At 58.0% G+C, this 20,049-nt stretch carries 18 protein-coding genes and 1 tRNA gene; 12 read left to right on the plus strand and 7 right to left on the minus strand.

Going from position 1 to position 20,049, the window contains the following annotated elements; translation table 11 throughout:
* Nucleotides 1–52 precede the first annotated feature (52 nt).
* The 12 genes from folP to pnp all read left to right on the plus strand — a co-directional run bounded on the left by folP (nt 53) and on the right by pnp (nt 12,750).
* The gene (folP, locus tag BLV11_RS01355; RefSeq protein WP_091811140.1) at nt 53–886 is read left to right on the plus strand and encodes a dihydropteroate synthase; all 834 of its coding nucleotides are present in this window, start codon (nt 53–55) and stop codon (nt 884–886) included.
* A complete protein-coding gene (gene glmM, locus BLV11_RS01360; RefSeq protein ID WP_091811141.1) occupies nt 883–2,226 on the plus strand; it encodes a phosphoglucosamine mutase in 1,344 nt (447 codons plus the stop codon). Before folP ends, glmM begins: the two co-directional genes overlap by 4 nt.
* 90 nt (nt 2,227–2,316) lie before the next feature.
* A complete protein-coding gene (gene tpiA, locus BLV11_RS01365) occupies nt 2,317–3,066 on the plus strand; it encodes a triose-phosphate isomerase (protein ID WP_091811142.1) in 750 nt (249 codons plus the stop codon).
* Nucleotides 3,067–3,117: 51 nt separating this feature from the next.
* Nucleotides 3,118–3,492: a preprotein translocase subunit SecG gene (gene secG, locus BLV11_RS01370; protein WP_091811143.1), complete on the plus strand. Its 375-nt coding sequence runs from the start codon at nt 3,118–3,120 to the stop codon at nt 3,490–3,492.
* Nucleotides 3,493–3,499: 7 nt separating this feature from the next.
* Nucleotides 3,500–3,584: transfer RNA gene (locus BLV11_RS01375), tRNA-Leu, on the plus strand.
* A 344-nt stretch (nt 3,585–3,928) separates the two neighbouring features.
* Nucleotides 3,929–4,390, plus strand: coding sequence for a ribosome maturation factor RimP (rimP, locus tag BLV11_RS01380; RefSeq protein WP_091811144.1), 462 nt, complete (start codon nt 3,929–3,931; stop codon nt 4,388–4,390).
* A 44-nt stretch (nt 4,391–4,434) separates the two neighbouring features.
* Entirely contained in the window at nt 4,435–5,928 is a 1,494-nt protein-coding gene (gene nusA, locus BLV11_RS01385; RefSeq protein WP_091811145.1) for a transcription termination factor NusA, read from the plus strand.
* Nucleotides 5,929–5,945: 17 nt separating this feature from the next.
* Nucleotides 5,946–8,480 (plus strand): translation initiation factor IF-2, encoded by a 2,535-nt coding sequence (gene infB, locus BLV11_RS01390; RefSeq protein WP_091811146.1) that lies wholly within the window; start codon nt 5,946–5,948, stop codon nt 8,478–8,480.
* 78 nt (nt 8,481–8,558) lie between these two features.
* The gene (rbfA, locus tag BLV11_RS01395; RefSeq protein WP_091811147.1) at nt 8,559–8,972 is read left to right on the plus strand and encodes a 30S ribosome-binding factor RbfA; all 414 of its coding nucleotides are present in this window, start codon (nt 8,559–8,561) and stop codon (nt 8,970–8,972) included.
* On the plus strand, nt 8,969–9,889 hold the full coding sequence (gene truB / locus BLV11_RS01400) for a tRNA pseudouridine(55) synthase TruB (RefSeq protein ID WP_091811148.1): 921 nt from the start codon (nt 8,969–8,971) through the stop codon (nt 9,887–9,889). The genes rbfA and truB overlap by 4 nt, the downstream gene beginning before the upstream one ends.
* Nucleotides 9,890–9,984: 95 nt before the next feature.
* The gene (rpsO, locus tag BLV11_RS01405; RefSeq protein ID WP_091811149.1) at nt 9,985–10,254 is read left to right on the plus strand and encodes a 30S ribosomal protein S15; all 270 of its coding nucleotides are present in this window, start codon (nt 9,985–9,987) and stop codon (nt 10,252–10,254) included.
* A gap of 387 nt (nt 10,255–10,641) precedes the next feature.
* Nucleotides 10,642–12,750 (plus strand): polyribonucleotide nucleotidyltransferase, encoded by a 2,109-nt coding sequence (pnp, locus tag BLV11_RS01410; RefSeq protein ID WP_091811150.1) that lies wholly within the window; start codon nt 10,642–10,644, stop codon nt 12,748–12,750.
* A gap of 62 nt (nt 12,751–12,812) precedes the next feature.
* On the opposite strand, the gene BLV11_RS01415 is transcribed toward pnp, so the two are convergent.
* From BLV11_RS01415 to livH, 7 genes are all read right to left on the minus strand, one after another.
* Entirely contained in the window at nt 12,813–13,673 is an 861-nt protein-coding gene (locus BLV11_RS01415) for an alpha/beta hydrolase (protein WP_091811151.1), read from the minus strand.
* Nucleotides 13,643–15,508 (minus strand): Lnb N-terminal periplasmic domain-containing protein, encoded by a 1,866-nt coding sequence (locus BLV11_RS01420; protein ID WP_091811152.1) that lies wholly within the window; start codon nt 15,506–15,508, stop codon nt 13,643–13,645. The genes BLV11_RS01415 and BLV11_RS01420 overlap by 31 nt, the downstream gene beginning before the upstream one ends.
* Before the next feature lie 82 nt (nt 15,509–15,590).
* On the minus strand, nt 15,591–16,055 hold the full coding sequence (locus tag BLV11_RS01425) for a DUF3015 domain-containing protein (protein WP_091811153.1): 465 nt from the start codon (nt 16,053–16,055) through the stop codon (nt 15,591–15,593).
* A gap of 324 nt (nt 16,056–16,379) precedes the next feature.
* On the minus strand, nt 16,380–17,081 hold the full coding sequence (locus BLV11_RS01430) for an ABC transporter ATP-binding protein (protein ID WP_091811154.1): 702 nt from the start codon (nt 17,079–17,081) through the stop codon (nt 16,380–16,382).
* A gap of 9 nt (nt 17,082–17,090) precedes the next feature.
* Nucleotides 17,091–17,846 carry a high-affinity branched-chain amino acid ABC transporter ATP-binding protein LivG gene (gene livG, locus BLV11_RS01435; protein WP_091811155.1) on the minus strand — a complete coding sequence of 252 codons (756 nt, stop codon included), beginning with the start codon at nt 17,844–17,846 and terminating at the stop codon, nt 17,091–17,093.
* 6 nt (nt 17,847–17,852) lie between these two features.
* Nucleotides 17,853–19,124, minus strand: coding sequence for a high-affinity branched-chain amino acid ABC transporter permease LivM (locus BLV11_RS01440; protein WP_091811156.1), 1,272 nt, complete (start codon nt 19,122–19,124; stop codon nt 17,853–17,855).
* Nucleotides 19,124–20,047 (minus strand): high-affinity branched-chain amino acid ABC transporter permease LivH, encoded by a 924-nt coding sequence (gene livH, locus BLV11_RS01445; protein WP_091811157.1) that lies wholly within the window; start codon nt 20,045–20,047, stop codon nt 19,124–19,126. The genes BLV11_RS01440 and livH overlap by 1 nt, the downstream gene beginning before the upstream one ends.
* Nucleotides 20,048–20,049: the final 2 nt, after the last annotated feature.

A 20,049-nucleotide genomic window follows, 5' to 3' on the forward strand; every position in this document is an offset into this window, starting at 1 on the left:
GCCCTTCTGGGCGGCGCTTCTGTTTTGTTTCGGGGATTCTGGAGAAGGGTTGATGATCGTGGATTTTGGTGGCCGGGCACTGGACATGGCCCATTGCCATGTCATGGGTATTCTGAACGTTACGCCGGACTCATTTTCCGATGGCGGTCGTTTTAATCGGCCAGATAAGGCGCTTTTGCGTGCCCGTGAGATGGTCGCTGACGGGGCGGCGTTTGTGGACGTGGGTGGCGAATCCACTCGTCCCGGTGCCGCTCCGGTGTCAGTGCAGGAGGAGCTCGATCGGGTGTGTCCGGTCGTTGAAGCGATTGCGCGGGAGCTGGATGTCGTGGTGTCGGTGGATACCAGTACGCCGGAAGTTATGCGCGAGACGGCCCGTTTGGGCGCAGGCCTGATCAACGATGTGCGGGCGCTGAGTCGTGAAGGGGCGATTGAGGCTGCAGTGGCCAGTGGCCTGCCGGTGTGTTTGATGCATATGCAGGGGCAGCCGGCGAACATGCAGGAGCGGCCGCATTATCAGAATGTATTGCGCGAAGTTAGCTCGTTCCTGATGGAGCGGGTTCGGGCGGCAGAGCAGGCGGGGATGCCAGCAGAGCGGATTGTGCTCGACCCGGGGTTCGGGTTTGGTAAAAGTCTGGCTCATAATCTCCAGTTGCTGGATTCGCTTGAGCAGCTGAATGTCCTCGGCTATCCACAGTTGGTGGGGGTGTCAAGAAAGAGCATGCTGGGCCATATTACCGGTCGGGAAGTGGGTCAGCGGTTGCCTGCAAGTCTTGCAGTGGCGACAATAGCCGCCCTGAAGGGGGCGTCGATTCTGCGTGTGCACGATGTCTGGGAAACGGTCGATGCCATCAAGGTGGTGTCGGCAATGGAGGAGAAGGGACAATGACTGGCAGAAAATATTTTGGCACCGATGGTATTCGTGGCCATGTAGGGCAGGCGCCCATCACTCCGGAGTTCATGCTGCATCTGGGCTGGGCTGTGGGGCAGGTGTTCAAGCGTGAGGGCCAGCGCAACAGTGTCCTGATCGGCAAGGATACCCGGCTTTCCGGATACATGTTCGAATCCGCCCTCGAGGCCGGTTTGTCGGCCGCTGGCGTCGACGTGAAGCTGTTGGGCCCGATGCCGACGCCGGCCATTGCTTACCTGACCCGGACTTTCCGGGCGGCAGCTGGCATTGTCATCAGTGCATCCCATAACCCCCATCATGACAACGGCATCAAGTTTTTCTCTGCTGCGGGCACCAAGCTTGACGACGCCGTGGAGCGGGAGATTGAAAGCTGGCTGGATCGCCCCATTGAGGTGGTGGATTCCAGTGAGCTGGGTAAGGCGAGTCGGGTTGACGATGCCCCGGGGCGTTACGTTGAATTCTGTAAGAGCACGGTACCTAACGAGTTTACCCTGGAAGGTAAGCACATCGTTCTTGATTGTGCTCACGGTGCGACCTATCACGTGGCGCCAAAGGTGTTCCGGGAGCTTGGCGCGAAAGTGTCCCTGATCGGGGTTGAGCCGGACGGCCTGAACATCAACCTGAACGTTGGTTCAACCCATCTGGCGCCGCTGAAAGAAGCGGTATTGGCGCAGGGTGCGGATCTCGGGATCGCGTTTGATGGTGATGGTGACCGGGTCATGTTTGTGGACCGTAATGGCGTCGAGGTGGACGGAGATGAGCTGCTCTATATCATCGCCGCTGAGCGCCAGGACTCGGGCCGCCTGAAAGGTGGGGTGGTCGGAACCCTGATGACCAATCTGGGGGTCGAGTTGGCCCTGAAAGAGCGAGGGATTCCCTTCGAACGGGCCAAGGTCGGAGACCGTTACGTCATGGAGCGGCTGGTTGAGCATGGCTGGGTGCTCGGTGGTGAGGGCTCTGGGCACATGGTTATTCGAGATCGTACCTCCACAGGGGACGGCATTGTGTCGGCGCTGCAGGTGCTGGTCGCCGGCTGGCGCAAGGGGCAGACCCTGGCGCAGCTTCGTGAAGGTATGAGCAAGTTGCCGCAGACCATGATCAACGTGCGGGTGATCGAGCGTTTTGATCCGCTGGCGCGTGAAGATATCGCCGCGGCGGTGCGCCATGCCGAAGAAACGCTGGGCGATGCGGGTCGGGTATTGTTGCGCGCCTCGGGCACAGAACCCCTGATCCGGGTGATGGCGGAAGGGCGCGATGCGGTGGTCATCAGCCGTGTTGCCGAAGAGCTCGCCGACGTTGTGCGCAATTCAAGTCTCTGAGTTTGTGTCGTATTACCTGGTTGTGTGGTGGCGCGGACTGCTGTATAGTTCGGCCTCCCTCGTATCTGGGGTCAGTGTCAGGGGGCGAATATGCGTCGGAATATTGTAGCTGCAAACTGGAAGATGAATGGGTCTCGTGACCTGGTCGAGTCTCTGGTTGGCGGAGTTAAAGCGGGTGTTACAGAGCTTGATAAAGACGTAGAGGTTGTTATTATTCCTCCCGCGCTTTATGTGAGTGATGTTCGTCAGGCGCTATCCGGCAGTTCTCTTGGCTTGGGTGTGCAGAATGTTGCCCGCTGGGAGTCAGGGGCCTACACCGGAGAGGTGTCGGCACAGATGGCCCGCGATGCAGGTTGTGATTACGCTCTGGTTGGGCACTCTGAGCGTCGTCAGTTGTTTGCTGAAGATGACGCCCAGGTTGCTGAAAAGATTCGTCAGATTCTGAGTAGTGGTCTGAATGCCATAGTGTGTGTTGGCGAGACCCTGGAAGAGCGCGAAAGCGGTCAGGCCGAGCAAGTGGTCGCCGAGCAGATTCGCGCTGCCCTGGCAGGACTTGGCGCAGATGACTGGACGAAAGTCATTGTTGCCTACGAGCCGGTTTGGGCGATTGGTACCGGCAAAACCGCGACAGCGGAAGATGCCCAGAATATGCACGCGAGTATGCGTGCCCTGTTGGCGGAGCTGGGTGCTCCGGCTCAGGACATATCCCTCCTTTACGGAGGCAGTGTAAAGCCGGATAATGCGGTCGAGCTGTTTGCTCAGCCGGATATTGATGGCGGCCTGATTGGCGGAGCGTCGCTGGTTGCGAACGATTTTGTTCGTATTTGTGAAGCGGTTTAACGAGTCAGCCAGTTAATCGGGTTGAACAGTTTAGGTTTGCAGAGAGTCGTTATGGATTGGATGGAAACACTGGTTGTCGTTGTGCACGTCGTGATTGCGGTGGCGCTGGTGGGTCTCGTTCTGATCCAGCAGGGTAAGGGTGCCGATGCCGGAGCAGCATTTGGTGGCGGCGCTTCCCAGACGGTCTTTGGAAGTCAGGGTAGTGGTAGCTTCCTGACTCGCGTGACAACGTTCCTTGCGATCGTATTTTTTGTCACAAGTTTTTCGCTGGCGATCTTTGCCAAGCAGCGTGCCGATGTGGCCGTAGATGCGGGAATTCCGGTAGTTGAGGAATCTCCGATGGCGGCTGACGACGTGCCTGCTCTGGAAGGAAGTGCCAGCGAGGCTGAAGCGGCGGCGGGCAATGCTCTGCCGGAGCTTGAGTAACAGTATTGCCGAAGTGGTGGAATTGGTAGACACGCTATCTTGAGGGGGTAGTGGCGTAAGCCGTGCCGGTTCAAGTCCGGCCTTCGGCACCATTTTGAAAAACGGCTTGGAGTACCAAGCCGTTTTTTTTGGTCAGTCCTTGACCAGTGGGCTTGTGGTACTTATACTTCCGCCCACTATCTAGGCGGGCTTCCGGCGTTTTTGAGCGCTTGAGGTTTCGCAGATTGACAGGCCAGGTGTCTGTCTGCGGGAGGTTTTATTTTCCCGTAAGTTCTTGCAACAAAAGTCCCGTTAGAGGCTGCGTGTATGTCGCGCACTCGTGGATGGGGCTTTTTGATTAGGGGCCTGGCGCAAGGGCCCTGGTGCAAAAAAGGGCTGATTGACAGCCCTTTTTTTGTTTCCGGTCGCGGAAAATCTGTATGGAGACGGCATAGCCTTGTCAGCCAAGCTAAACAAACTTGAAGAAATGCTTCGCCCAGTGATTGAAGGCCTGGGGTATGACTTCTGGGGGTTGGAATTCCGTTCCCGGGGGCCACAATCCATGCTGCGCGTGTTCATCGATGATGCCGAGAAAGGCATCAGTGTCGAGGACTGCGAAAAAGTCAGTCGCCAGGTCAGTGGTGTGCTGGATGTGGAGGATCCCATTCAGAGCGAATACACGCTGGAAGTTTCTTCCCCGGGAATGGATCGGCCGCTGTTCCGTCTTGAGCAATACGAAACGTTTGCCGGCCATCGGGTGCAGATTCGCCTGCGCATGGCCTTTGAAGGACGCCGGAAATTTCAGGGTCTGCTCAAGGGTATTGAGGGTGCTGACGTGGTGGTGGTGGTTGATGATCATGAGTATCTGCTGCCCTTTGACAGCATTGAGCGCGCCAACATCGTACCGGTGTTTGAATAATTCGTCAGACTGCGAGTCTATTTAGATAAAGGCAGGGTAATCCAATGAGTAAAGAAATCTTGCTGGTTGTAGAAACCGTCTCCAATGAGAAGGGCGTTGAAAAGGACGTTATCTTCGAGGCGATTGAACTGGCACTCGCTACTGCGGCCAAGAAACGATACGAAGACGAAGAAGCGGACATCCGCGTGGTAATCGATCGTCGCACTGGTGAATACGAAACCTTCCGTCGCTGGCTGGTTGTGGACAACGACGCCGTTCCGGCCCTGGGCACCGAACTGACCATGCAAGAGGCTGAAGAAATTGATACCAGCCTTCAGCCTGGTGACATCCATGAAGAGAAGGTTGAGTCCGTTGCGTTTGGCCGTATCGGCGCGCAGGCGGCCAAGCAGATCATCTTCCAGAAGGTGCGTGAGGCTGAGCGCTCCAAGATTGTCGACAGCTACCGTGACCGGGTTGGCGAGCTGGTCTCCGGTACCGTCAAGAAAGTGACCCGCGATAACGTCATCGTGGATCTGGGCGGTAATGCCGAGGCGCTGTTGCCCCGTGATCAGCTGATTCCCCGGGAAACGTTCCGCATGGGCGACCGGGTGCGCTCGCTGCTGCTGGAAATTCGTACCGATCATCGTGGCCCTCAGTTGATTCTGAGCCGTACCGCGCCGGAAATGCTGATCGAGCTGTTCCGCATCGAGGTTCCGGAAATCGCTGAAGAGCTGATCGAGATCCGTGGCGCAGCCCGTGATCCGGGCTCCCGCGCGAAGATTGCCGTCAAGACCAATGACCGCCGTATTGATCCGGTTGGTGCCTGTGTTGGTATGCGCGGCTCCCGTGTCCAGGCGGTATCCAATGAGCTTGGCGGTGAGCGGGTTGATATCGTGCTGTGGGACGACAACCCTGCCCAGCTGGTGATCAACGCCATGGCGCCCGCCGAAGTGGCCTCCATCGTCATGGACGAGGATCGCAATACCATGGATGTGGCCGTGGCTGAGGATAATCTGGCCCAGGCGATTGGTCGCAATGGTCAGAACGTACGTCTGGCCGGCGAGCTGACGGGCTGGACCCTGAATGTTATGACCGAAGAGGAAGCGGGTGAACGTCAGGAGCAGGAGCAAACGCGTCTGCTTGAGCACTTCACCAACAACCTCGACGTTGATGAAGAGTTTGCTGGTGTACTCATCGAGGAAGGCTTCACGTCGATTGAAGAAGTGGCCTATGTCCCGATGGAGGAAATGCTGGCGATCGAAGGTTTCGATGAGGAAACCGTGAGTGAGTTGCGTCGTCGAGCCAAAGATGTGCTGCTGAACAAGGCACTGGCCGATGAAGAAGCGCTTGAGGGCAGTGAGCCCGCTGAAGACCTGCTGACCATGGAAGGAATGGACCGTGCCCTGGCGTTCAAGCTGGCGGGTATCGGTGTTCGCACCATGGAAGATCTGGCAGAGCAGTCGGTGGATGACCTGCTTGAAATCGAAGGTATGGATGAAGAGCGTGCCGGTCAGCTGATTATGACTGCACGTGCCCCCTGGTTCCAGGACCAGGCTTAATCGGGAGGAGGACCAGTATGTCAGAAGTAACGGTAAAACAACTGGCCGAGGATGTAGGCGCTCCCGTGGATCGTTTGCTGCGCCAGATCGTCGAGGCGGGTCTTCAGGCCCGTTCCGAAAACGATTCGGTTTCCAGCGATGAGAAGCAGCAGCTGTTGGCCTTTTTGCGTAAAACTCACGGTGAGTCTGAGGCCGAGCCTCGGAAGATCACGCTCAAGCGTAAGACTACGACCACCCTTAAAGCAGGTGGAGCGGCCGGGCGTGCCAAAACCGTGAATGTTGAAGTTCGTAAGCGTCGGACCTATGTCAAGCGTGCTGAGACGCAGCCAGAAGCTGAGCCGGAAGCGCCGAAGGTTGAGGAACTGCCGGAGACCCAGGAGCCGGTAGTTGAAGAGACAGTGGCGCCGGTTCAGGCCGAAGCGCCAGCCGTAGAAGAAGCACCGGTTCAGCAGGAAGCTGAGGTTAAAGCCGAAGCCCCTGCCGACTCAGCGGATATCGCTGCCGTCGAAGCAACCGTTGATGTTGTGGTTGAGCCGCCTGTTGATGGCGAAGGCAAAGACCGCAAGGGCAAGAAGAAAAAGGAAAAAGTGCGAGAGCGCGTCGAAGAGACTGATGATGGTAAGCCGAAGAAGAAGTCGGCCGGCCACCGCGGTCCCCGTAACCGTCCTGTGGATGAGCCAGTAGTTATCTCTGAGGACGAAGAAGACACGACGCTGCGTAAACCCATGCGGGCGAAGAAAAAGCTGAAAGAGAAGCGTCACGCCTTCGAGAGGCCAACCAAGCCTATGGTGCACGAAGTAGAGATTCCAGAAACGATTACGGTGGGCGATCTTGCCCAGCGTATGGCGGTCAAGGCCGCGGATGTTATTAAGACGCTGATGGGAATGGGCGTAATGGCCACCATCAATCAGGCTCTGGACCAGGAAACTGCGGTGCTGGTCACCGAAGAACTGGGTCACAAAGCCAAGCTGGTCAGTGCAGATGCCTATGAGGAAGAAGTCCTCAGTGAATTCCAGTCCGAAACGGGCGATATGCAGAAGCGGGCGCCTGTGGTCAGTGTCATGGGCCATGTTGACCATGGCAAGACCTCCCTGTTGGACTACATCCGTCGGGCCAAGGTCGCTGCCGGTGAATCCGGGGGCATTACCCAGCACATCGGTGCCTATCACGTCGAAACCGGCCACGGCATGATTTCGTTCCTCGATACCCCGGGTCACGCGGCGTTCACGGCCATGCGTGCACGCGGTGCCCAGTGTACCGATATCGTTATCCTGGTGGTTGCGGCTGATGACGGTGTTATGCCGCAGACCAAGGAAGCGGTTGATCACGCCCGTTCCGCTGGCGTACCGCTGGTTGTTGCCATCAACAAGATGGACAAGGAAGAGGCTGATCCCGACCGAATCAAGACCGAGCTGTCGGCACTGGACGTCATTCCGGAAGACTGGGGCGGCGATGTTCAGTTCGTGCCGGTCTCTGCCCATAGTGGTCAGGGTATCGACGAACTGCTGGAAGCGGTCTTGCTGCAGGCAGAAATGCTTGAGTTGCAAGCAGCTCCGGATGTACCAGCGAAGGGTGTTGTTGTTGAATCCAGCCTTGAGCGTGGTCGCGGTTCCGTAGCGACGGTTCTGGTTCAAAACGGTACCCTGCGTCAGGGTGATATGGTTGTTGCGGGCGGTTTCTTCGGTAAGGTTCGGGCCATGATGGACGAAACCGGTAGCCAGGTAAAAGCCGCTGGTCCGTCCATTCCGGTTGAGATCCTCGGCCTGAACGGTACCCCGGATGCGGGTGACGAGTTCTTTGCGGTCGCCGACGAGCGCAAGGCGAAGGAGCTGGCCGAATTCCGTCAGATTCGCGAGCGTGAACAACGCTTGCAGCGCCAGCAGGCCGCCAAGCTCGAAAACATGTTCGAAAATATGGGCAAGGACGAGGTCAAGACCCTCAACGTTGTCCTCAAGACCGACGTCCGTGGTTCCCTCGAGGCCATCACCAAGGCCTTGCTGGATCTTGGTAATGACGAAGTTCAGGTCAAGATGGTCTACACCGGTGTTGGCGGTATCGCCGAAACCGACATCAGTCTGGCCATGGCGACCGGTTCCGTTATCTTCGGTTTCAATGTTCGTGCCGACAACGCGGCCAAGCGTCTGGTTGAACAGGAAGGTCTGGATCTGCGTTACTACAGCATCATCTACAACCTGATTGATGATGTTAAAGCAGCCCTGACCGGTATGCTGGCTCCGGAATTCCGCGAAGAAATCATCGGTATTGCCGAAGTCCGGGACACTTTCCGTTCGCCGAAGTTTGGTCAGGTGGCGGGTTGTATGGTTGTGGAAGGTACCGTCTTCCGTAGCAAGCCGATCCGGGTTCTGCGTGACAACGTGGTGATCTTCGAAGGTGAGCTGGAGTCCCTGCGCCGCTTCAAGGACGATGTCCAGGAAGTCCGTAACGGCATGGAGTGCGGTATCGGCGTTAAGGGTTATGACGTGAAGGTCGGAGACCAGATCGAGGTATTCGATCGGGTCAGGGTCGAGCGCAAGCTGGAATCAGCAGGCTGATCGCATTACCGATCCCTTTACCTTAAGCAGAAGGAAACGTCCCGGGTTCGGGACGTTTCCCGTTAAGCAGGCGAAAACATGCCAAGAGAATTTAGCCGTCTTGATCGCATAGGTGATCAGATACAGCGTGAACTGGCCCAGATGATTCAGCGGGAGATCAAGGACCCGCGTCTGGGTATGGTCACCGTCAATGCCGTCAAGGTGAGCCGGGATCTCGGATACGCCGATATCTTTGTCTCCCTGTTGACCACTGAAGAGCTGACGGAAGACTCCGAACAGGTCAAGGTTTCACTGGCGATCCTGGCCAAGGCCGCCGGGTACCTGCGTGGACAGTTGGGGCGGGCCATGAAACTGCGGATGGTTCCACACCTGCGTTTCCATTTCGATACCCTGCTCGGCAAGAGCCGGCGTATGGATGCCCTGATTCGTCAGGCGGTAGACGAAAAGCCGGCGGTATCCCGGGATGACGACAGCCCGGAGACTGACGCTTGAGTCGTCGGCGCAAAGGCCGTGACGTCAACGGCATCCTGGTCATCGATAAACCTCAGGGCGTGACGTCCAACGGTATCCTGCAACAGGTTAAACGGCTTTACGGAGCGGCAAAAGCCGGCCACACCGGTGCTCTGGATCCGCTGGCAACCGGGGTTCTCCCGCTGTGCTTCGGTGAGGCGACCAAGTTTTCGCAACTGATGCTGGACAGTGACAAGGCTTACATCACCACCGCCCGTCTCGGTATCCGTACCGAAACCGGTGACAGCGAAGGTGCCGTGGTCGCGGAGCATGCTGTGCCTGAACAGCTTGATGAGGCGACGCTGGAGCCGATCCTGGATCGTTTCCGGGGTGACATCCAGCAGGTCCCGTCAATGTACTCTGCGCTCAAGCACAAAGGGCGCCCGCTGTACGAGTATGCCCGTGAGGGCATTGAGGTCGAGCGTCCTGCGCGACCGGTTACCATCTATGAGCTGACCCTGCTCGCTGTTCGTGACAACGAGATCGATCTGGCGGTGAAGTGCACCAAGGGAACTTACATCCGTTCGTTGGTTGAAGACATTGGCGAGGCGCTGGGTTGTGGTGCTCATGTCATCGCGTTGCGACGTACCCTGGCGGCCGGATTCACCCTTGAGGATTGTCATCCGGTCGATCAGCTGGAAGCGATGCGAGCGCGTGATGAGAGCCTTGATGGCTTGCTGGTGGCTCCGGACGCAGCGCTGACCATGTTCCCGCAACTGGAGTTGCAAGGGGCGTCCCTGGTATCGCTATTGAACGGACAACCGGTTAGAATACCGGGTCATTCCCTGGTCGGCCCGGTGCGCCTGTATGGCGAAGGCCGGTTTGTCGGACTGGGTGAAAGTTTTGCTGAGGGCGAGGGCGTCAATATCGTTCCCCGTCGCTTGGTAAAAAGCAGCTGACTGCCCCTCGAGAGAGGGACGGCAGCGTATTAGCCGGGCTGTAGAGATGCACGGTCCGGCTGAATGTTTATGCATCGCAATCAATGAGGTGATATATGGCACTTTCTGCCCAAGAGAAAGCACAGATCGTTAATGATTTCCAGCAAGGTGAAGGCGATACCGGTTCTCCTGAAGTTCAGGTTGCACTGCTGAGCGCCAACATCGACAAGCTGCAGAGCCACTTCAAGGCCAACAAGCAGGATCATCATTCCCGCCGTGGTCTGATTCGGATGGTTAACCAGCGTCGTAAGCTGCTTGACTACCTGAAGAACAAGAACGCTGATCGTTATCTCGATCTGATTCAGCGTCTGGGTCTGCGTCGCTAATCTGTCTGGATTAGACGAGACTGCCGGTTGGGGCTTTTGGGCCCTGACCAGCATACGGTGGGGTTTCCCCACCGTATGTGTTTCTCTCCTGTGGAACTGCTTCGGGCTGAGGTCTCAGCAGGGACTGTTTCACACCAAAGTGCTGCATCCGGGGTAACCGGAGTATTCGAAGGACTCCCTGTCGTATCAGAAAGCCGAAATTGATAGCAGGTTGTTGAAAGTATCCGCATCGACATATCGACCTGTGTGCTGGGATTTTCAACAGCCTGTTAGCTTTCAGACGGGTTCACCTTCGTACATCCGTTGTCACTCCCGAGGCAGTTAGATCGCCGCTGACGTTGGTGTCGGTTGGCGTTGCAACGAAGAATTGACGATTAAGGAGTTACCGTGAACCCGGTAAAGAAGACATTTGAACTCGGCGGTCAGACCGTCACCCTGGAAACAGGTCGTATTGCTCGCCAGGCCACCGGTGCTGTGCTGGTTACCATTGATGACGTAGCCGTGCTCGGTACCGTTGTGGGTGCCAAGGAACCGAAGCCGGGCCAGGGCTTTTTCCCGCTGACGGTTAACTACCAGGAAAAAACCTACGCTGTTGGTAAGATCCCTGGTGGCTTCTTCAAGCGCGAAGGTCGTCCTTCCGAGAAGGAAACCCTGACCTCACGTCTGATCGACCGTCCGATTCGTCCGCTGTTCCCGAACGGCTACATGAACGAAGTTCAGGTTGTGCTGACGGTTATGTCTGCCAACAAGACCCAGGATCCGGACATTGCAGCCATGCTGGCAGCTTCTGCTGCCCTGGCAATCTCCGGCATTCCGTTTGATGGTCCGATCGGCGCTTCCCGCGTTGGCTTCACCAACGAGCGTGGTTACTTCCTCAACCCGACCTTCCAGGAGCTTGAAACCTCGCTGCTGGACATGGTTGTTGCCGGTACTGAAGACGCCGTGCTGATGGTTGAGTCCGAAGCCAAAGGCCTGACTGAAGATCAGATGCTGGGTGGTGTTTTGTTCGCCCACGAAGAAATGCAGTCAGCCATCAATGCGATCAGGGAATTTGCTGCCGAGAATGGCAAGCCGCGTTGGGAGTGGGAGCCGGAAGCTGAAAACACCGAGCTGCTGAACGCCATTCGTGCTGATTTCGCTGGTGCCATTGAAGAAGCCTACGGCATTCGCGAGAAGATGGATCGTTACACCCGTCTGGGCGAGCTGAAGGCCCAGGCCGTTGAGAAGCTGGCCGGTGACGAAGAAGGTCAGCCGTCCGAAGACGAAGTGAAGAAGTACTTCGGCAAGGTTGAGAAGGCCACCGTTCGTCAGTCCGTGATTGACGGCAAGCCGCGTATTGATGGTCGTGACACCAAGACCGTTCGTCCGATCAAGATTGAAGTTGGCGTGCTGCCCAGCACTCACGGTTCGGCCCTGTTCACCCGTGGTGAAACCCAGGCCATCGTGACCACCACTCTGGGTACCGCGCGTGATACCCAGATCATCGACGCACTGGAAGGTGAGCGTAAGGATCCGTTCCTGTTCCATTACAACTTCCCTCCTTACTCCGTTGGTGAAGCGGGTCGTATGGGTAGCCCCGGCCGTCGTGAAATCGGTCACGGCCGTCTGGCCAAGCGTGGCGTTGCTGCGGTCATGCCGACCATGGACGAGTTCCCGTACACCATTCGTGCGGTATCTGAAATCACCGAATCCAACGGTTCCAGTTCCATGGCCTCCGTGTGTGGCTCCAGTCTGGCTCTGATGGACGCCGGTGTGCCGATCAAGGCGCCGGTGGCCGGTATCGCCATGGGTCTGGTCAAGGAAGGCGACCAGTTTGCTGTTCTGACGGATATCCTGGGCGACGAGGATCACCTCGGTGACATGGACTTCAAGGTAGCCGGTACTGCAGCAGGTGTGACCGCACTGCAGATGGACATCAAGATCAACGGCATCACCGACGAAATCATGGAAATTGCGCTGCAGCAGGCCTATGACGCCCGTCAGCACATCCTGGGTGAGATGGCCAAGGTCATTTCCGAGCCGCGTTCCGAGCTGTCTGAGCGTGCGCCGAGCATCACCTCCATGAAGATCCATCCGGACAAGATCCGCGACGTCATTGGTAAAGGCGGTGCTACCATCCGTGGTATCTGTGACGAAACCGGTGCTTCCATCGATCTTGACGACGACGGCAGCGTGAAGATCTACGCCGAAGATCAGGCGGCTGCTCAGGCAGCCATGAAGCGGATTCAGGAAATTACCGCTGAGATCGAAGTGGGTGCTATTTACAGCGGTCGCGTTGAGCGCATCGTTGATTTCGGTGCCTTCGTCAACATCCTGCCTGGCAAGGACGGTCTGGTGCACATCTCCCAGATCTCCGATCGTCGCATCGAGAACGTCACTGACGAGCTCAGCGAAGGTCAGGAAGTTCTGGTCAAGGTGCTGGATGTGGACAACCGTGGTCGCGTCAAGCTGTCCATGAAGGAAGTGAAGGAAGGTGAGCAGCCGACCGAGTTCTAACCCGGTCGTCAGCGCTCATTGAGCCTGAAAAGCCCGCCACCGGTTACGGTGTGCGGGTTTTTTTATGGCTGGGTGTTCTGGGCCAGGAAGTCGAGCACCGCCTCCCGGTACGCGGGGATGATGAAGGTCGCCGCGTGTGGGGTATCCGTGCGCAGGAAAGTCTTGGGGTTGCCGGCAGCGGTATAGAGCTCGGGGCCATGGTGAAAGGGGATGATGGTGTCGTTGATGCTGTGTATGACCATCACCGGGGTAGGTGCGATCGCGGCGATGTGATTGATGCCTTCGTAATCATCGGGAATGGTCCAGCTGAGGGGTACCTGCAAGGGCCAGGTCAGCCAGAAACTGTCGAGCTTTTCCTGGGCGATGGTGCGAAAACCGGAGAAGCTTGCGTCCAGTACCACCGCATCGAACGAGGGTTCCTGCCGCTGCTGGGCCCACTCACTGGCAAAGGCTATTGCCAGCGCACCGCCCAGACTCTGGCCAAGGAGGATCAGGGGCTGATCGTCGCGATAGTGGTGACTGGCGAGCCAGCGCAGGCCGCTTTCCACATCGTGCAGTGCGCCTTCGATGTCCGGTTCGCCACTGGACTGGCCATACCCCCGATAATCGATCAGGAATACGTTGTAGCCGCGCTCCGGAAGCCAGGCCACGTTGAGCAAATGGCTGCTGATGTTCTGGGCGTTGCCATGCAGATAGTAGACCGTACCCAGCGGCTCAGCGCCCATGGCCGGTAGCCACCAGCCGTGAAGACTTTCACCGTCAGCGGTATCGAGATAGATGTCTTCGTGTTGCAGATTGAGGCGGTCAGGGGTCAGGTACACCTGCCGGTCAGGGAAGAAAAACAGGCCGCTGCACCCGGACAGGGTCAGGGTGCCAGCGGCGACAAGCAAGGTCAGAAATAGGCGTGCAGTCCGACGTGCCATAAGTTTCGATACCGGTCGTAGTGGTGTTCCCGGGTGAAATCAGCAAACAGACTCAGGGAGCGACCAAAGTGGAGGCTGCCATTGAGGTAGGCCTGATCCTGACGGTGCTGGCTGCCGACGATCCAGGCCTTGCTCTTGATGCCTGTGAGCACACTGAATCCGGGGCTTTGATGCATTAACCCAAGATCGGCACCGGGCGCCGCATCGTAGCCATGCCGCAGATCATCATCGATTTCTAAGTCAGCCGTTGCCATGGCAAAGGCCTGCAGCGAGGAGCCCAGGCTCCAGCTGCCTCCGGCCCCACCTTCCAAATAGGGGGTTAATACCCGCGCGCTCTCGGTGTCGGTGCGGCGGCCACCAAAGCCAACCTGCCACGACAGCGGAGAGAAGAACTGATTTCGGGGCGACAGCGAGCGAATCTCGACGCCGGTAATGTGCTCCACCTGAACTTCGTCGTGGTCGGTGTAGTAACGCAGGTCCAGTCGAAGAAACTCCAGTTCGGCTCCAGGGCGGTAACCTTCCGGTGGGTCAAGCAGGTCATGGTAGGCCGGGCGCAGCGTCAGCTGGCCGAAATTACGGTCATCCCAGCGCCCACCTGACAGGCTCAGGCGGAACGTATTGTGGCCCTGATCATCACGGACGTCGGGCTCTGGGGGTACCGGTGGCGTGCCGGACGGTTCAATCTGGCTGCGGGCGACCAGCAGCTGATGGGACAGGGGGGCCGCAAACTCGCGGGGCCAGGCGTCGGCCTCGCTCTGGTAGCGCAGGTAATCGTAGGTGGCGTCGAGTACCGGGGCACGTTGTTCGGGCTCAAGTTGCGCCAGTTCCGGTCCATCCACCTGAACGTAGCCGTAGGCAATCGCGGCCGCGAGGGTGCGTTGGTCATCGCTCAACTGCTTGAGGCTGTAGCTGACGGCGGTGGCGGCAGATGGCCGGTAATGAATGCTGGCGACCAGATCCTTATCGACGATCCAGCGTACCGTGTCAGAAGGAATGGCATGCGTGCTCACTTCCCCAACAAGATCGGTGCCGGGGCGGGCAATGTCAATCAGTGCCAGCAGGCGGTAGGCGCAGTTCTCGTCGAAGAAATAGTAATCGAAGTTGCGGCCGCGAATCTCCCAGGCATGGGCGACGAGCGTGTCGACCTCCTCGGGGCTGAGGTTGAGCCGGTATTCCCACAGGTCCCGGTGTTCAATATCGGAATACAGCCGGATTTTTTCGTAGTAAGGCTGGACCGTCGTGATGCCGGGGTAGCCACCAAAGATACCCTTGTACGCAAACAGGAGCTCACTGTCATGGGCCGCGGCATCGGCCGCGTAGGAGATGGTGTTGGCCAGGAGCAGATCGGTGCTCTGATCATCGCTGGGAGGATCCAGTCGTAAAAAGGTGTGTCCGAACATGGACGAGGGGCTGTTCAGATAGGAGGCTGCAAACACCAGAGTAATCGCGTCGGTGTTCAGAGTCTCGCTCCAGTCCTGGTAGTCCGGGCATTGGACCGGGGTGTCCGGAAGTTCCAGTCGTTCTCTCAGCCAGCGGTCCCGGGCAGGGAAGCGGCAGCGGGCATGGCTGTCGCCGCCACCAGGCTGTTGGATGGCCTCGACGGTTGCGGCCAGTTCGGCGTAAGGCTGGTGCTTGCCATCGGGGCTGAGGAAAAAGTCGGGGTCATCGGCCTGGCTCGTGAACCCGGAGCCCAGTGAGTCTGGGTGGTAGTGGCCGAGGTTGAGCCAGCCCGTTTCCTGGGCAATGGCTTCTAACGGGAAATCGGAAGTTGCCAGCACTGGCATGGCCGTCGCCAGCCCGGTCAGAGCCAACGCAAAACGTAGCGGTGCGCGCATGAAGGGTCTTTCAGTGGCTTGGTGAGCAAAAGGGAAATGCGCCATCCCTGGCGCATAAGAGTCCTTGATCTGATCGCCGGGATCAGGCTGCGACGTACTTGGCCAGCGCCTGGTCCTGTTCCATCAGGGAAACAATGGCTTCCACGGCTTCACCGGAAGTGGTCTCGGAAGACGGGAAGATGGCCGCGAAGTTGTCCTGCAGCAGAGTGCGGAAAGTGTCACGGTCGCCGGCTTCGATGTTCAGCAGAACAGCCAGGGTGTCGAGGTTTTCGCCTTCGCCACGGGACATGTCACGGGCAATTTTGTCAACGTTGCTGTCCATGTACATGGCCATGGACTGAACGGCCTGGTTGGTGTTACAGCCCAGGGTGCCAGTGGTCATGCCAAATGTCTGGTTACCGAAAGTGCCGTTGGTGGTAGCGGCCAGTACGTGCGGGCCAACACCGGATTGTCCTTTAAAGATCATGGCACCTACACCACAGCCCGGCTGCGCGAAAGTGACGGTGGAAGCACCGAGAAGGATTGCGCCTGCGATCAGTTTTTTCATTGTCCACTCCTTGATATTGGTTTGACTGTCGTCGCATTCGTGCTGAATTCGTCGCATAAATCAGCACGTTAACGGCCCTGACATGGATCCCGTGAAGGGCGAAACGACCGTTCCACTGAGTATAGACCAGGAAATCTGCAGGCCAAGAGTAAATATGCCTAAAAGGACTAAAAATGCTCCGCGGAACATTACAAAATGCTCATTTGTATCTAATTGTTATTTCGAGGCTTTTTGGGTCAGGGTGGGGTGGTCGCCGGTCGGTGACGGGCAGGTGTAAAAAAAGCCGGGCCTATGGCCCGGCTTTCGAACGGCGTTAAGTTCCGGTCAGCCGCCCAGATAGGCCGCCCGGACATCCGGGTTGGCCAGCAGGTTTGCGCCGGTATCCTGAAGGCGGATACGGCCGGTTTCGAGCACGTAGCCACGGTCGGCCAGACTGAGGGCCTGATTGGCGTTCTGCTCAACCAAAAACACGGTGATGCCTTCGTCGCGCAGATGGCCGATGATCTCGAAGATCTGCTTGATCACCAACGGCGCCAGACCCAGTGAGGGTTCGTCGAGGATGATCATCTTGGGCTTGCTCATCAGTGCCCGCCCGATGGCCAGCATCTGCTGTTCACCGCCGGACATGGTGCCGGCCCGTTGATGCTCACGTTCCTTGAGGCGGGGAAACAGTTCGTAGGCATGATCCTGGTTCTTGCGGATCTCGGCCTTGGATTTGAAGAAGCCCCCCATGTGCAGGTTTTCTTCCACCGTCAGTCCGGAAAAGATCCGCCGCCCTTCCGGGACGATGGCAATGCCCGAGCGCATGATGCTGGCGGTGGGGGCGCGGGTGATATCGCGTCCTTCCAGGATAATCCGGCCGGACGAGGCCTGTGGATTCCCGCATACGGTCATCAGCAGGGTGGTCTTGCCGGCGCCGTTGGCACCGATCAGCGAGACGATCTCGCCTTTGTTGACCTCAACGGAGACCCCATGCAGAGCCTCAATTTTGCCATAGTGGGTATGAACGTCTTCCAGTACTAGCATGGACATGGCTCAGGCCTCCCCCAGATACGCTTTGATAACATCGTCGTTCTGACGGACTTCTTCCGGTGTGCCGCAGGCCAGCGGACGCCCCTGGTTGATCACGTTGATCCGGTCGGAAATCTCCATGACCAGGCTCATGTCGTGTTCAATCAGCAGCACCGAGACGTTGTAGTCTTCTTTCAGGCTGACAATCAGGTGATTGAGGTCCCGGGTCTCCGCCGGGTTTAGCCCAGCGGCCGGCTCATCAAGCATCAGCAGTTGGGGTTCGGTCACCATGCAGCGGGCAATTTCCAGGCGCCGTTGCTGGCCGTAGGCCAGGTTGCCGGCCTCCCGGTTGGCCAGTTCAAGCAGACCCACGCGGTCGAGCCAGTAGGCGGCACGATCCAGGGCTTTCTGCTCCTGTTGGCGGTAGCTGGGGGTCTTCAACAGGCCGGCGAACAGGTTGGTGTTAAGGTGGCGGTGCTGGGCCACCAGCAGGTTCTCGACCACGGTCATTTTGCTGAACAGCCGAACGTGCTGGAAGGTGCGAACCATGCCCAGGCGGGAGATTTTAAAGTCCGGTTTGCCCTGAACTTCTTCACCCTGGAAGCGGATCTTGCCTCCGGTGGGGCAGTAGAAGCCGCTGATGCAGTTAAAGACGGTGGTTTTACCGGCACCGTTAGGGCCGATGATGGAAACGATTTCGTGTTCGTTGACGTCCAGCGACACCTGGTCGACGGCCAGGAGCCCGCCAAAGCGCATGGACAGATTGCGTACTTCAAGCATTCTGCATCACTCCTGCTTCTTGAGTTCAATGTGAATCCGGCGCATGGGCATCAGGCCCTGCGGGCGCCAGATCATCATGAGAACCATGGCCAGGCCAAACAGCAGCATCCGGTATTCGGAAAACTCCCGGGCCAGCTCAGGCAGGATAATGACTGCAACGGCAGCCAGGATAACGCCAATCTGGGAGCCCATGCCGCCCAGCACCACTATCGCCAGAATGATGGCGGATTCGAGGAACACGAAGGACTCCGGGCTGATAAAGCCCTGTTTGGAGGCAAACACGGTGCCGGCGAAGCCGGCAAAGAACGCGCCGATGGTAAAGGCGGACAGCTTCACCGAGGTGCGATTGAGACCGAGGGAGCGGGCGGCGATCTCGTCTTCACGCAGGGCCTCCCAGGAACGGCCAACCGGCATCTTGGTGAAACGGCGGATCACCAGGGCGGTGAACAGGGCCAGCACCAGGGTGATCAGGTACAGCACGATAATTTTGTGGTTGCCGCTGTAGCTGATGTTGAAGACTTCGTGGAACAGAGTGTTGCCTTCCTCCTTCACCCGCCGACCAAACTCCATGCCGAACAGGGTGGGATCGGGGATGCCACCGATGCCGTTGGGGCCGCCGGTGAGCCAGGTCATGTTGTTCAGCAGGATACGGATGATTTCGCCAAAGCCGAGAGTCACGATGGCCAGGTAGTCACCCCGCAACCTGAGCACCGGGAAACCGAGCAGGAAACCGAACGTTGCGGCCAGGCAGGCTCCGATGGGCAGCGCCAGCCAGAATGAAATGTTGAAGTACTGGTAGAGCAGGGCGAAGGTGTAGGCGCCGACGGCATAGAAGGCGACGTATCCCAGGTCCAGCAGACCTGCCAGGCCCACCACCACGTTCAGTCCCAGTGCCAGCATGACGTAGATCAGTACCAGGGTCGCCAGGTCTACTGAGCCCCGGGAGACCAGGAACGGCCAGATCAGTGCGCCGATGACCAGCAGCGTCAGTACAATGGTGTCGAGGCGCTGGCGTTTACTTTGCTCCATGGGTTCACGGTTGGCAAAAGGGTTCAGGTTGGGCATCTTGCCGACGGACCCCATGATGTGGTCGCGGAACAGCTGAAACAGGAATACGGCCACGGCGGCCAGCACAATCGAGATCAGGGTGGCGGTGTCGGCGCCTTCGAGCACCACCTGGGTGCCCTGGGCAACCAGGTTAAGCCCCAGGATCGGGTAGGAGATCACCAGGGTGACGATGGCGCAGAACAGCGCATGTTTGAAGTTTTGAGCGGCCATCAGATCTTCTCCACCTCGGGTTTGCCCAGCAGCCCGGTCGGCTTGAACAACAAGATCAGAATCAGCAGCCCGAAGGACACCACGTCCTTGTATTCACCGCTCAGGTATCCAGACGTCATGCTTTCGGATACGCCCAGAATCAGGCCCCCCAGCATCGCGCCCGGAATGCTGCCAATGCCGCCGAGCACCGCCGCAGTGAAGGCTTTCAGGCCGGCGATAAAGCCGAACAGCGGATCAACGGAGCCGTAGTACATGCCCAGCAGCAACCCGGCTACAGCCGCCAGTGAGGCACCGATGATAAAGGTCGCTGAAATGATGCGGTTGGTGTCTATGCCAAGCAGGTTGGCCATGCCCAGATCCTGGGAGACCGCGCGGCAGGCCCGGCCGATGCGGGAACGGGAGATAAACAGGGAAAGGGCGGTCATGCAGATCAGGGTGGTGATGAAAATGGTGATCTGCATGTAGGAAATCGAGGTCTGGAAGGAATCGGGGTCGCCGAACTGGAAGCCGCCCTGGATCAGGGCCGGAAAACCGATGTTGCGTGAACCCTGGGCGAGATGGACATAGTTCTGCAGGAAAATCGACATGCCGATGGCTGAAATCAGCGGGATCAGTCGATGTCGCCCTCGGACCGGTCGGTAGGCCACCCGTTCCACGGCCCAGCCCATAGAGCTGGAGACCAGAACCGCGCAGATCAGCGCAACAATGAGAATCAGCGGTAGCCAGGCGACGCCCAGTGAGGCCAGTCCGGTGATGGTAATCAGGGCAGTATAGGCGCCGATCATGTAGATTTCGCCGTGGGCGAAGTTGATCATGCCGATAATGCCGTAAACCATCGTATACCCGATGGCAATCAGTGCGTAGGCACTGCCAATGGTCAGCCCGTTAATGAGCTGCTGTAAAAAGTACAGGAGGTCTTGCATTC

Origin of the sequence: Marinobacter mobilis (assembly GCF_900106945.1) — a bacterium.
Lineage (GTDB): Bacteria > Pseudomonadota > Gammaproteobacteria > Pseudomonadales > Oleiphilaceae > Marinobacter > Marinobacter mobilis.

Coding starts and splice junctions, on each gene's coding strand:
- BLV11_RS01425 (WP_091811153.1), bottom strand. CDS start 16,055: ATGAAAAAACTGATCGCAGGCGCAATCCTTCTCGGTGCTTCCACCGTC.
- secG (WP_091811143.1), top strand. CDS start 3,118: ATGGATTGGATGGAAACACTGGTTGTCGTTGTGCACGTCGTGATTGCG.
- BLV11_RS01440 (WP_091811156.1), bottom strand. CDS start 19,124: ATGGCCGCTCAAAACTTCAAACATGCGCTGTTCTGCGCCATCGTCACC.
- nusA (WP_091811145.1), top strand. CDS start 4,435: ATGAGTAAAGAAATCTTGCTGGTTGTAGAAACCGTCTCCAATGAGAAG.
- rpsO (WP_091811149.1), top strand. CDS start 9,985: ATGGCACTTTCTGCCCAAGAGAAAGCACAGATCGTTAATGATTTCCAG.
- folP (WP_091811140.1), top strand. CDS start 53: ATGATCGTGGATTTTGGTGGCCGGGCACTGGACATGGCCCATTGCCAT.
- livH (WP_091811157.1), bottom strand. CDS start 20,047: ATGCAAGACCTCCTGTACTTTTTACAGCAGCTCATTAACGGGCTGACC.
- glmM (WP_091811141.1), top strand. CDS start 883: ATGACTGGCAGAAAATATTTTGGCACCGATGGTATTCGTGGCCATGTA.
- BLV11_RS01420 (WP_091811152.1), bottom strand. CDS start 15,508: ATGCGCGCACCGCTACGTTTTGCGTTGGCTCTGACCGGGCTGGCGACG.
- livG (WP_091811155.1), bottom strand. CDS start 17,846: ATGCTTGAAGTACGCAATCTGTCCATGCGCTTTGGCGGGCTCCTGGCC.
- BLV11_RS01430 (WP_091811154.1), bottom strand. CDS start 17,081: ATGCTAGTACTGGAAGACGTTCATACCCACTATGGCAAAATTGAGGCT.
- rbfA (WP_091811147.1), top strand. CDS start 8,559: ATGCCAAGAGAATTTAGCCGTCTTGATCGCATAGGTGATCAGATACAG.
- tpiA (WP_091811142.1), top strand. CDS start 2,317: ATGCGTCGGAATATTGTAGCTGCAAACTGGAAGATGAATGGGTCTCGT.
- infB (WP_091811146.1), top strand. CDS start 5,946: ATGTCAGAAGTAACGGTAAAACAACTGGCCGAGGATGTAGGCGCTCCC.
- BLV11_RS01415 (WP_091811151.1), bottom strand. CDS start 13,673: ATGGCACGTCGGACTGCACGCCTATTTCTGACCTTGCTTGTCGCCGCT.